Annotated in this window: 9 protein-coding genes; 2 read left to right on the top strand and 7 right to left on the bottom strand. The window is 70.9% G+C overall.

Annotated features, from left to right (window positions below):
* Both RBH18_RS40190 and RBH18_RS40185 read right to left on the bottom strand, forming a co-directional pair.
* Nucleotides 1-1,955, bottom strand: a 1,955-nt coding sequence (locus tag RBH18_RS40190) for an ATP-binding protein (protein ID WP_306215769.1), incomplete at its 3' end; no start/stop codon positions are given.
* Nucleotides 1,956-2,015: 60 nt separating this feature from the next.
* The gene (locus tag RBH18_RS40185) at nucleotides 2,016-2,858 is read right to left on the bottom strand and encodes an alpha/beta hydrolase (RefSeq protein ID WP_306215768.1); all 843 of its coding nucleotides are present in this window, start codon (nucleotides 2,856-2,858) and stop codon (nucleotides 2,016-2,018) included.
* A 135-nt stretch (nucleotides 2,859-2,993) separates the two neighbouring features.
* Here RBH18_RS40185 and RBH18_RS40180 point away from each other — a divergent pair, with 135 nt between their 5' ends.
* Nucleotides 2,994-3,122 (top strand): hypothetical protein, encoded by a 129-nt coding sequence (locus RBH18_RS40180; protein WP_306215771.1) that lies wholly within the window; start codon nucleotides 2,994-2,996, stop codon nucleotides 3,120-3,122.
* Between the two features lie 41 nt (nucleotides 3,123-3,163).
* On the opposite strand, the gene RBH18_RS40175 is transcribed toward RBH18_RS40180, so the two are convergent.
* The 5 genes from RBH18_RS40175 to RBH18_RS40155 all read right to left on the bottom strand — a co-directional run bounded on the left by RBH18_RS40175 (nucleotide 3,164) and on the right by RBH18_RS40155 (nucleotide 9,391).
* Nucleotides 3,164-3,742, bottom strand: a complete 579-nt coding sequence (locus tag RBH18_RS40175; RefSeq protein ID WP_306215770.1) for a hypothetical protein — start codon at nucleotides 3,740-3,742, stop codon at nucleotides 3,164-3,166.
* Between the two features lie 145 nt (nucleotides 3,743-3,887).
* Nucleotides 3,888-6,524, bottom strand: a complete 2,637-nt coding sequence (locus RBH18_RS40170) for an ATP-binding protein (protein ID WP_306215767.1) — start codon at nucleotides 6,522-6,524, stop codon at nucleotides 3,888-3,890.
* 47 nt (nucleotides 6,525-6,571) lie between these two features.
* Nucleotides 6,572-7,894, bottom strand: a complete 1,323-nt coding sequence (locus RBH18_RS40165) for a Dyp-type peroxidase (RefSeq protein WP_306215766.1) — start codon at nucleotides 7,892-7,894, stop codon at nucleotides 6,572-6,574.
* A 67-nt stretch (nucleotides 7,895-7,961) separates the two neighbouring features.
* Complete coding sequence (locus RBH18_RS40160) at nucleotides 7,962-8,459, bottom strand: hypothetical protein (protein ID WP_306215765.1); 498 nt, start codon at nucleotides 8,457-8,459, stop codon at nucleotides 7,962-7,964.
* Nucleotides 8,456-9,391 (bottom strand): catalase, encoded by a 936-nt coding sequence (locus RBH18_RS40155; RefSeq protein ID WP_306215764.1) that lies wholly within the window; start codon nucleotides 9,389-9,391, stop codon nucleotides 8,456-8,458. Before RBH18_RS40155 ends, RBH18_RS40160 begins: the two co-directional genes overlap by 4 nt.
* Before the next feature lie 158 nt (nucleotides 9,392-9,549).
* On the opposite strand from RBH18_RS40155, the gene RBH18_RS40150 reads away from it, so the two are divergent.
* The coding region (locus tag RBH18_RS40150) for a helix-turn-helix transcriptional regulator (protein WP_306215763.1) at nucleotides 9,550-12,263 on the top strand (2,714 nt) is incomplete at its 3' end.

Below are 12,263 nucleotides of genomic sequence, written 5' to 3'. Positions count from 1 at the left end.
CCCGGGTCTGCCGGGTCACCGAGGTGCCGGCGGGCGTCGGCGAGGAATGCCCGTGCGCCGTCCAGGTCACCTTTGAGCAGTGCGACCCGGGTCAGCGAGACCCGCGAGATGGTGGCGAAACCATGCTCGGGCGGGGCACCCGCATCCAGGTCGGCCAGTGTGCGCAACCCGGCGTACAGGTCGTCGAGACGTCCGAGGAGGTAGTCGTGGCTGGCCTGGGCCCACAGCACCGCCGCGAGCGGCAGGCGGCTGCCGGGCTGTTCGCAGTCGAGCCGGGCTTCGGTCAGGAGCTTCTGGCTTACGTCGAACTCGTCCAGGTGCTGGTGGGCCAGGGCCTGCCAGGTGATCGCGGCCGGATCCAGCCGGCGCAGGCGGACGAAGTATCCGAGAGCGCGTTCGCAGTGACCGGCGGAGAAATCGGACTCCCCGACCGCTTGTAGTGCCAACGCTATCGTCTGGATGTCGTTGAGCCGTTCGCCGGCGGCCAGTGCGCTCAGGCCGGCAGTGCGGGCCGTGCCAGGGTCGGTTCCCCGCGCCAGCGCGAGGGCCCGCAGGGATTCCAGGCGAGCTCGTTCGGCATCGCTGACACCGGCCCGCGACACAGTAGCGCCGACACGGGCGTGAAGCTCGGCCGCCAGCGAGAGCGCCAGCAGCGCCTGCCCGGCCCGGATTTCGATCCGTCCGACGGCCTCATCGGGAGGTTGTCCGGCAAGCAGGCGGTCGGCGGCGCCGACCGCCTCACGGTTGCGGTGCGCTCGCGTGAGCAGCCCGACCGCCTGCTCGCCGATATCCCACCGGGCCGGGTCGCTCTCGTCGCAAAGTTCCACCGCCCGCAGGCTCAGATCGGCGGCCAGCCCGGGCAGTGCGGTGCTGACGTCGCCGGCCGCGCTGCGCAGCTGCCGCACCGCGTCGTGGTCGCCTGGTACCGCTCCGATGAGCAGGTGGCGGGCGGCTTCGATGGCCCGGCGCCCGCTCGATCGGAGGTGCTCCGCGGCGGCACGATGCACGGCCCGGCGGGCCGAGGGTGTGAAGTCGGCGTAAACGGCCTGCCGGACGAGGTCGTGGCGGAAGGCGATGCTGTCGCCGTCGTCATCGAGCAGCGCGGCCCGCACCCCGGTCTCCAGGTCGGTCAGCAGAGCGGTCTCCGGCACGCCGAGCAGGGCGGCCGCGTCGGCGAGGCGGAAGCGGCGGCCCAGCACCGCTCCGATTCGCAGGAACCGTTGCATGGACGGCGGCAGGGCGTTGATTCGGGCCCGTACTCCGGGTATCACCATCGAGGACGGTCCAGCCCCGTCCCGGGTCAGCCCGGCGAGCAGCTCGACGGCCAGGAACGGGTTTCCTCCGGCACCTTCCAGCAACCGGCGGACGCCGGCGTCCGCGGCGGCTCCGAGTATGTCCGCGGCAACCTCCTGTACGGCCTGAGCCGACAACGGGCCGAGCGCAACCATGTCGCACGGCGGCCCCGGCGGCGGCTCCATAACCTCGCGGCCGGCCAGCAGCCACAACACCGGCGACGCAGTGAGCCGGCCCGGCAGCACCCGCAGCGCGAACCGGCTCAGCGGATCGGCCCACTGAACGTCGTCGACCGCGACAAGCACTGGGCCGCGGCGGGTTCGCGTCTCGATCAGGGCAGCGATCTGCTCGACCAGCCAGTACCGCTGCTCGCGCAGCGCCGCCAGCGCGGCGAAGTCGTCGCCGCTCAACAGCCGCCGCACAGCGGCCAGCAGGGAGGAGAGCGGCGCGAGTTGGTCGCTCTCCTCCGCCTTGCCGGAGGCGACCGCGAATCCGCGGTCACCCGCGCGTCGCGCGATCGTCTCGATCAGCGCGGACTTGCCGATGCCGGCCTCGCCCCGAACCAGGACGAGGCGCCCGGCCCCGCGACGCGCGACGGCATCGAGCACCCCCGTGAGACGGCTCAGCTCGGCATCGCGGCCCCGGAGTCGGCGTTGTTCCACACCACAAGCCTGCCGGAGCGGCGGTGAGACCGAATCCTGGAAAACCTTAGTCGCGTACGCTCAGGCGAAGCGCTTGACGAATCCCAGCGAGGCCTCGGCGACCTCTTTCCAGCCGCTGTCGATGGTGATGGCGTGCCCGCGGCCGGGGATCTCCACGAACTCGGTGACGCCCGGGTTGCTCTGCTGCTGGTGATACGCGGCCTCGCAGATCGCCCGGGGCACGGTGTGGTCCTGCGCGCCACCGATGATCAGCAACGGGCCGCGCTCGGGGTTCTCGGTGTCGACCTTCGCCTCGGTCCACGGGTTGAGATTGGCGGTGGCCGCCTGGAAGATCGGCGCACCCGGGGCCGGCACGGCGTACGTCTCGTACAGGTCCTTGGCTTCCTCCTCGCTGACCGCGTTGGCGAAGGCGTACCGGAACTGCTCGAAGGTCAGCGGCACCGCCCGATGACGGTTGGCCGGGTTCGCGAGCACCGGCGCCGATGAGCGCAGCGCGGACAGCGGCAGCGGCAGCACACCGCGGAACGGCGCCGGCGAGATGGCCACCGAGACGGCGGCCAGGCCACGCCCGGCGATGATGTTAGTCAGCAGGCCACCGAACGAATGCCCGACCACGGCAGGCTTCCTTACGAGAACGTCGATGCAGGCCGCGAAGTGGTCGGCGACCTGCCCGACGGTCTTGCCGGCGAAGACCTCCGGATGGGCGTTGGCTTCCTCGACGGTCTGCGGGTCGTCCGGCCAACCGGGCAGCACCGCGACGTAACCGTGTTCCTCGAACAGTTCCGCCCACCGGTCCCAGCTGCTCGGCAGCAGCCAGAGCCCGTGGATGAAGACCACCGGCGTACGGCCGGAGTCGTTGGCTCGCTCGATCTGACTCAAGGTCGAGGCGGGGATGTCGGGCATTGAGGCTCCTCACAGAATTTGTGGTGGGGCGACGTTAAGGCGACCGGAGCTACCGGATCGGTACCTCTGTGCACGGCTTGGTGCCGGCTGCGCACGAACGGCACGACAACCCGCGGCCGAATCTACGGTCCGAACATGGACGACGCGAAGCGGTGGGGGCCATACCTCAGCGAACGGCAATGGGGCACGGTCCGGGAGGACTACAGCGCCGACAGCACCCGGACGGTGCACTGCCGGCGTACGAGTGGAGCTTCAGCGACGTGAACCCGCCCGTCACGGCGTGGGCCGCGCTTGACGTCTTCACGCTACCGGTCGCCGGTCGCCTCGAGCAGGCCGACGCCACGGGGTGGATGGCCTCGTACGCCCTGTCGATGGCGACGACGGCGCCGGGACTCGGCGCCAGCCACCAGACCGGTTGGACGGCGCTGGTCGCCGACCTGATCCGCCGACGGGGCTCCCGGCGATGACCGGGAGCCCAGAGGAGAAGGGTCAGAGGGAGGCGGCCAGGTCGTCGGCCTCGGCCCGAGCCAGCACGGCGTCGACGATCGCCACTCGGCGGCGTCCAGCGCGTAGAGGGCGAAGTCGACCGCGTCGGCGGCGTCCTCCTCGGCGTGGTCGGCGTCGCGCTCGGCTCGGTTGAGGTCGCGCTCGGCGCGACGGGCCTCGGCCTTGGTCTTCAGCCCGGAAATGTGGTTGTCCAGCGAGGACCGGGCCTCGGCGAACTGCGACTTCGCCTGGTCGGCCTTCGCGTCGACGGCGGCCTTCAGCTCGGCCTGCTTTGCCTCGAGAGCCTCCTTGTTGCGGGCCCGCGCCGCGTCGACGGTCTCGCTGGTCTTCTTGGCTCGCGCGGCCAGATCGTCAAGCTGCTCGGAAAGCTTTGTCATCGGAACTCCTCGGGTCGATGTCGGAGAGTCGACCGTAGTTTTGCGGGCGGCACCGGATCGGTGCTGCTGTGCACGCCTATGGTCGAGGCGTGTAGTACCAGCCAGCTTCCGGCAACGCCCGCTTGAGGATCTCCCGCCGCGGTGGTTACGGTATGTGCCGGCCGTGGTCGACGAGCAGTTTGGCCAGCTGGACACGGGTGGAGATCTGCAGCTTGCGGAAGACGGCACCCAGGTGCGTGTTGACCGTGTGCGGTGAGATCGCCAGCTCGGCCGCCGCCGATCGGTTGGAATGCCCGGCCGCCACCAGGCGCGCCACCCGTTTTTCGGTAGGAGTCAGCGCCGCCCATCCGATGCCCGGGCGGCGAGCCACGGCCCCGGCTCCCCGGCGAGGCGTTCCCCGAGCTCGCAGAAGGCCGTCGATCAAGGCAGCCTCCCGGTCGGCGCCGTGCTCGGCGAACACCTCGGCGGCCCGATTCAGCCCGAGCACGCCCTGAGCCCGGCGGCCCGACCGCACCAACGCCCGGCCATGATCGGCCAGCGCACGGGCGTACATCAAGCGGCGAGGGCTCGCGGCCAGAACCGCGACGGCACGCTCCAGCAGCACCATGTCATCGCCCGCCAGCCCCGCGGCGTGCGCGGCGAGGCCGGCCGCCGTGACCGCTCCGGGGTTGCGGCCCGAGTAGAGCATCGCCTGGGCCGCGAACTCGGAGGCCAGCTCCGGATCCCGGCCCCGCAGCGCCACCTCCACGACGGAGACGACCCACGGCTGCAGCAGCCGGGTATGCAGCAGCCACGACGGATCACCGGCCCGAAGGGCACGCAGGATCTCCACCGCGAGCAGCGGATCGCCCTCCGCGTCGGCCAGCCACACCTCGGCCATGCGCACCGCGGCGACTTCACCCGGATCGGTTGTCGCGTGGAGCCGATCGCGTGCCTCGGCCAACCACGCGCGGGCCTGCGGCAGCCGGCCGCGCAGCAGAGCCGAGCGCACCAGGGCCGCCCGGCACAGCACGGTGTAGGGATGTTCGGGCAGCTCCGCCAGGGTCCGGAACTCGGCGTCCATGTCGTCGAAGCGGCCCAGCAGGAAGCTCTGGCAGGCCTGCACCCACAGCACGTGCGCGGGGGAGATCCGCAAGTCGGCCCGGGCCAGGTCGATGAGCCGCTGCGCCGCCGTGAAGTCGTCGAGATGCTGGTGGATGATGACTTCCCAGGTGGTGACGGTCGCATCCAGGCCGCGTAACCGGCGTAGGTGCGCCAGCGCGACGGCGTTGAAACCCTCGCTGTAGGCCATCTCGACCAGGCTGAGGATGGCCGTCGCCGTGGCCGCGGGATCGGCCAGTTCCTCGGCGGCGGCGAGGGCCGCCTCGGCCGCACCCCACGCCGCGGCCCGGTCCGTGTGCCGCGACAACGCCAGTGCCCGCAATGACTCCAGGCGTACGCGGGTGACAGGCGCCAGCTCCCCGGTGGCCAACGCCTGCGACGTACGCCGGGCCAGCTCGGCCACGCGCTGCAGCTCCCAGAACGAACGCCCGGCCGCCACCAGGACCTCCGCGGTGGAAGACTCCTCGGCGTACGCGACGGCCTCCCGGTGCCGGTGCGCCCGGCAGAGCCGCCGCACCGCCTCCTCGGTCAGCTCGGCGTCGCCGGGCACGGCATCGACCGCTCGCACGAGCAGGTCGGCGGCCACCGAGGGCAGCGACTCGGCCACCGCTGCGGCGACGGATCGGAGAAGGCCGACCGTGTCGCCAGTGATCGTGGCCGCCAGCAGGTGCCGGGCGGCGTCGACCGGGCGCTGGGCGGTGCGGTACAGGTGAACGGCCGCGGCCCGGTGCAACGCGTTGCGGGCGGAGGGCGGGATGTCTGCGTAGACGGCCTGCCGCACGAGATCGTGCCGGAACTCGAGGTGTTCACCGTCGTCGACGAGCAGGCCATCCAGGTCGCCCGTCAACGCGGTCATGTCCAGCTCGAGCAACGCCTGCGCACCGGGCAGGGCGAACCGGCGCCCTAGCACGGCCCCGGCCCGCAGCAGACTCAGGGCGGCCGGCGGCAGGTCACGCACCCGGCGCCGCACCCCGAGCACGAGCCGCTGCGGCGATGCCGAACCGATGCCTTCCAGCAGCTCGACGGCGAGGAACGGATTGCCGCCCGCACCCTCGAGCAAATCCAGAACATGCTCGTCGGCGTCGCGGCCGAGCACGTCGGCAGCGACCTCACGCAGGGCCGGCGGCGGCAGCGGCCCGAGCGAGACCCGGCACACGGGCAGGGCGGTAGCCGCCGCCTCCACGACCTGTTCGATGTGGGTGAAGCCGTCGCGACCGGTCAGCAGCCAGCACACCGGCGAGGCTCGCAGCCGGGCCGGCAGCATCCGCAACGCCATCCGGCTGAGCGGATCCGCCCACTGCACATCGTCGATCGCGACGACGACCGGGCCTTGCTCAGCCACCGTTTCGATCAGACCGGCAAGCTTTTCGACGACCCGGAATTGCTGGTCCGGGCCGAGCACGACACCGCCGAGCCCGGCCGGGGCGATCACCCCGCGCACGGCCTCCAGCAGCGACGACAGCGGCGCGATCTGGTCGCTCTCCTCAGCCTTGCCCCGCGACACCCGCAGCCCGCGGGCGCCGGCCTCGTCCAGGACGGCTTCGAGAACGGCGGTCTTGCCGATGCCCGGCTCGCCGCACACCATCCCCAGCGCCGCGACGCCGCGATCGCCGACCAGGTCGAGCAGCTCACGCAGGGCGGCCGTCTCTGTGTCGCGTCCTCGCAGCCGCCGTCCGTCCATGCCTTCGATCCTGGCCGCCTCCGCCGGAGGCCGAATCCGCGATCGCCTTAGTCCCTCAGAGCGGCCAGGTGACGCAGGCCACTCAAACCCGGGAGGAAGACGTGCTCACCGCCGCGGGTGACGACGAACGCCGGGAGCCCTCGCAGACGCCGGCGAACCGGCTTCGCCGGATAGGCGAAATCACTGTCGGCCAAGTGGTTGCCGGCGACAGGGTCCTGGTCGGTACCGGCCGAGATGAAGTTGCCGTCGTTGACCCACTGCGACTGGACGAACTCGAACTGCCGCCCCGGGTTCGCGTTCACAAAGGCCAGCACGGCGCCGCGGTCGACGCCGTCGTCATCAAGGACCCCCTCAGGCAGCATCGGCCCGTAGGCGGCGCCCCGACGCAGCAGTTTGTGCAGGCGTACGTCGGTGATCGTGTCCTGCAGGGCGTCGCGCGGGTTGACCCGCCGGATGTGTGAGCCGAGCGGCGTCTTATGGCCCTGCGGATCGTCGTCGTGGTAGGCGAAGTCATTGAGGCGTGCACGGTCGGCGGCCAGACCAGGCGCGTCCTTGTCCGGCGAAAGCGCAAGCGGGCAGCCGCTGCGCCACCGGCCGACCATCTTGGCGGCCAGCAGCTCCTCGCCGTAGGAATCTTGCGATCGATCTTTGAGGAAGCGGCGGAAGAGCGCGACCTTTTGATGCAGCTTGCGGATCGACAGGTAAGTGCCGTTGCGCCAGAGCGCCTCAGGCCCCGGACCGGTGGCCAGCTCACCTAGCTCGTCGACGTAGCCGAGCAGGAATTCGCCGGCCTTGACCGGGTCGCCCTGCCCCGGCGCCGGCTCGCCACCCTGGCCCTCGATGAACGGACGGCTGATGCCGTCGACGAAGCCGAAGTGCTCACGGAAGTTCTCCGGAGTGCGGATGTCGAGCCGGCTGACCCTGGTCACGCCGTCGAGGTCGGCGGCGGTCCGCTCCCCGATCGCCAGCTTGGCGTCGAAGGAAGCCTGGTCCGGTGCCATCAGCAGCAACCCGACGTCGAAACTGCCGTGCGGCGGCAGGTCCCAGTACGCGGGGTCGCTGTCGCCCACATCGCCCAGCAATTCCTTGCGTTCGCGCATCGGTTCGCGGAACTCGCGCGGAAAACCGTCGAGGATGTCCCGCGGCAGGCCAATACGGCGCAGCCCGTCGTGGGTGAAGACGACGTTCAGCCACGCGCCGGAGTCCGGCTTCTGCCACCCTGAGGCAGTCGTCACGTGCGGGATCAGGCGATCCAGCATCGTCCGCGCCTGAACCGCGTCATTGATCTCGTAGAGCAGGTAGGTGCCGACGTACGGCAAGGGCCGGTCCCGCAGGACGGTGCCCTGGATCTGGTCGAGTTCCAGCTCCATGGTTCTCCTTCACCGGGCGCGCCCCCGCCCCGGTTCGCCGCCGGCGGGAGCGCGCACAACCGTCGGGTCAGCTGGCGGCGTCGAGCATCTCGGCGAACGCGTCGCTCAGGCGCGACATCTTCTTCACGTCGTTCACGGTCTTGTCCGGGTTGGCGTGGAAGAAGACGTCAGCCGAATACGACCTCGACACGACCAGATCCTTGGTGCCGGGATCGTTGTAGCCCTTGTAGCCGTCGACGACGTCCAGGAACAGCTCGTCGAGCCAGGGGTGGGCCCGGCCGATATCCGCCAGGTACGGCAGGAAGTCGCCGTCGTAGACCAATGTGATGATCATGCGGGTGTCGTCGTCGAAGAGCTGGATGCGGAAGTTCTCGACGGTCGCGACGATCGGCTCCCAGTACCCGGCCTTGGCCTGGATGTCCGCCTGGCGTTCGCGGAAGATCTTGCCGCCGTTCGGGGTGAGCGGCGTGACGATCGTCAGCTCGCCCTTCTTGCCGATGCGCTTGCCGGGGCCGTCGGGCTGGTCGGTCATGGGCTGGGCATGCCCGGTCAGATCGTCGGTCATTGCTGATTCCCTTCATTTTTGGCGAACGGGCAGGAATGCCATCCGCCCGTGCGATAGGCCGCGGAGACCTCGTAGACGCCGCGGCGTGCTTGCAGGATCGGGTCGTCATTGAGCTCGATCCCGTCCGTGACCTTCGTGGGGTCGTGGTTCATCTCCGGGTCGCCCAGCTCCGACAACGTCACCGGCGCGGTGATCTCGAGCGTCCCGATCGCGACCCGCTGCCGGTCAGCCGGCCAGAGCGCGGTCGCGTCGTCGAGCGGGTCACCCTCCACAGCGATCTCCAGCACCAGGCCGAAGCGCACGCCGCCGCCGGAGAGGCGGGCGTCGAACTCGTCGAGCAGCGCCTCGCGCGACAGCGCCGCCAGCTCCTGCACCGGGCGCCCCCGCACCCCCGCGTGCGGCACCCAATGGCAGCGCACATTGGTGACGACGTCGTCGGCGTTGACGTACCGGAAGACGTGCACGGCGTGGAACTCGCTGTGCGCGAAACTGGTCGGTGCCAGCGCCGCCGCCCGCATCTGCAACACCTGACCGACCTCGGGGTGCTCGGCCAGGAACGGTGCCAGCGCCGCCTTGTTCAGAGGTCCGCCCGGCTCGGCCGGCGCGGCCAGCGCGATTGCCGCGAGCAGATCCTCCGGCCTGCGCGCCGGGAACAGTAGCTGGCTGAGCATTACCAGGTTGGTGGTGCGCCCGTTCGGAAGGTAGAACCGGGTGGCCATCCCGACCGTGGCCCCGAACGGCGCGTCCGGGTTGCCGCCACCCTTGGAGAACCGCACGGTCGCGGGCACCGTCTCGCCCTGCAGGTGCGCGGCGCGGGTGTAGTGGCGAGCAATCGGCAAGGCGGTGAAGCTGCCGCGATAGAGCCGGCCGTCGGCGTGCAGCGCCCGGTAACCCGGGTGAAAGCCGAAGACCTCGTGCGCGCCGTCGACCAACGCCTCGGCGTGGTCGTACTGGCTGATTTGTGCCATCTGCGCTCCTTCCGAATGGGATCGTCAAGCGCGACAGGGGCGACGCTAGGCGGCGCGGAACGGCGGAAAAGTGTTCTGAGCGCACACGCTGCGTCCGGACGTGCACAGGTAGGCTGGCCGGCATGAGCGCGACCTCGCTGCCACTGCTGGGACGGGCCGCGGAGGTCGCGATCATCGACAAATCCGTGCAAGCCGCGCAGGACGGCAGCAGCGCGACACTGGTGCTGCGTGGAGAGGCCGGCATCGGCAAATCAACACTTCTGGAGTACGCCGTCGCCGCCGCGCAGAAGGCGCAGCTACGCGTGATCCGGGTCACCGGATTCGAGCAGGAGGCCGATCTCGCGTACGGCGGATTGCAGGCGCTTCTGCGGCCGCTGCTGGACGGCCTGCCGGATCTGCCCGCGCCTCAGCAAAAGGCACTCGGCGCGGCCATCGGCCTCGACGACGGGCCACCGCCCGATCGTTTCCTGGTAGGCCTGGCCACGCTCACCCTGCTCGCCGACACCGCCGCCGGCACCGGCCTGATGTGTGCCGTCGACGACGCCCAATGGCTCGACCAGGAGACCCAGGACGTCATCGGCTTCGTCGGGCGCCGCCTTCTCTCCGACGGGATCACCCTGGTGGTGGCGGTCCGCGACGACGAGCGCCCGGTACGGCTGGGCGGCCTGCAAGAACTCCGGCTCACCGGACTCGACGAGGAACCGGCGGCGGAGCTGCTGCGGCGCACGGCGGACCGGATCGACGAAGGCATCGCCCGGTCCCTCGTGGCCTCGACCGGGGCAAACCCCCTCGCTTTGATCGAGCTGGCCGGCGAGCTCTCCGACGATCAGCGCACCGGCCGGGCGCCGTTGCCGGATCCGCTGCCGTTGGGCGTACGGCTGGGCCGCGTCTACCAGCGACGTATCGACGATTTGCCACCGGCTGCCCGGCTCGCCCTGCTGCTCGCAGCGGCGGAGTCGTCCGGCGACGGGGCGCTGATGCGCCGGGCGGCGGAGATCCTCCACGTGACGCCGGACGACATCGCACCAGCGGAAAGCGCGGGGCTGGTCGAGCTGGCGCCCGGGCCCCTGTTCCGGCATCCGCTGATCCGCTCGGCGATCTACCAGAGCGCCTCTCCCACTGATCGGCGGGCCGTGCACCGGGCACTCGCCGAGACCGACGACCTCGCCGAGCGGCGCGCCTGGAATCTCGCCGCAGCCGCAGCCGGACCCGACGAAGAGGTGGCGGCAGTTCTCGAGTCCGCGGCGATGGCGGCTCGGGCTCGCGGCGGATATGCGGCGTCGCTGCGCCTGGCGACCCGATCGGCGGAGCTGACAGTCAACCCGGCGCACCTGGGCCGGCGGCTGCTACGGATCGCCGAGGGTGTGTTCCTCGGCGGTGGCGGTACGGCGTCCGGCGAGCTGCTCCAGCAGGCGGCGGCGCGGATCACCGACCCTGTCGATCGTGCCTCCGTGCTGCGCATCCAGGCGGGGCAGCTCATGCTGGCCGGCCGCGCCCACGAGGCATACGCCACGCAGCTCGCAGCGTCGCGTCTTGTGCGCGACATCTCCCCGCGCCTGACTCGCGACACCCTCTTCGACGCCCTCGACCTCGCCGCCAGCCTCAGCCCCGACGACGTCGGCGAGGCCGTCCGGGAGGCCCGCTCCCTGCCGCCGGTGGAGACCATGACCGCGGTCGACCACCTGCTGGATGCCTACGCGACCCGGGTCCTCGACGGGCTCCCCGCCGCGGCTCCAGCCTTTCTGCGGGCATGCGACGCCGTGCTGCACCAGACCGGTCCGGTCAATATGAGCGGCTTCTACCTGGCCACCGTGACCGCCTCCGAGCTCGGCGGACTCGACCTCGCCGTCGAACTTGCCCGGGAATGGGTGAACCAGTGCCGCCGACGGGACAACCTGACACTGCTGCCGCTAGCACTGGCCGTGCACGCCGCGATGACCGTGGGCACCGGACGGTTCGACGAAGCCCGAGCGCTCACCGCCGAAGCGGTGGAGACGTCGAACGCGGGCTCCGGGTTGCTCGGTACGTCCGGACAGGCGGAAGAGTGGCTGCTCGCCTGGACCGGCCCCGAGCAGAAGGCACGCGACACCGCCTCCCGGCACCTCGCCGAGTCACTACCCCGTTCCTATCCCGCAACCGTCGCCCACGGTGCGCTCGTCCACCTGGAACTGGGGCTGGGCAACTACGCCGCGGCGCTGGCTCGGGCTCTCGCACTCGCCGAACTGGATGTCCTCGGCCCAACGACGACGTGGAACCTGCCCGACCTGGCTGAGGCCGCCTGCCGCAGCGGCGATGTCGCCACCGCTCGCCGAGCCTACGAGCAGTTCACCGCCGTCGCCGCGAGTAGTCCCGCCATGCGAGGTGTGGTCGAGCGCATCGCCGCTCTGCTTGCCGACGACCCGCACGAGGCCGACGCTCGCTACCGCCAGGCCTTGGCCCATCTGGCGGAATCACCGGCCGTGCTCGAGGTGGCGCGCACCCACCTGCTGTACGGCGAATGGCTGCGACGGCGCCGACGCCGACGCGAAGCCACTGCCGCTCTGCGAGCCGCCCACGACATCTTCGACGGCATCGGAGCACACATCTGGGCCCGCCGCGCGGCAGACGAACTGGCCGCGACCGGCGAAAGCATCGACTCACGACGCTCGCGCCCGATCGACGACCTCACCGCGCGAGAACTTCAGGTCTCCCGGCTCGCAGCAGCCGGCGCCTCTAATCGCGAGATCGCGGGCCAGCTCTACCTGTCGACCAGCACGGTCGAATACCACCTCCGCAAAGCATTCCGGAAGCTCGGCATCGCCAGCCGCGGCCGGCTGCAGGCCGCACTCAACGACAA

This window comes from Actinoplanes oryzae (assembly GCF_030757795.1).
Classification (GTDB): domain Bacteria; phylum Actinomycetota; class Actinomycetes; order Mycobacteriales; family Micromonosporaceae; genus Actinoplanes.
Note: the sequence above shows the minus strand (reverse complement) of the source record. Positions and strands in the feature narration are given on the sequence as shown.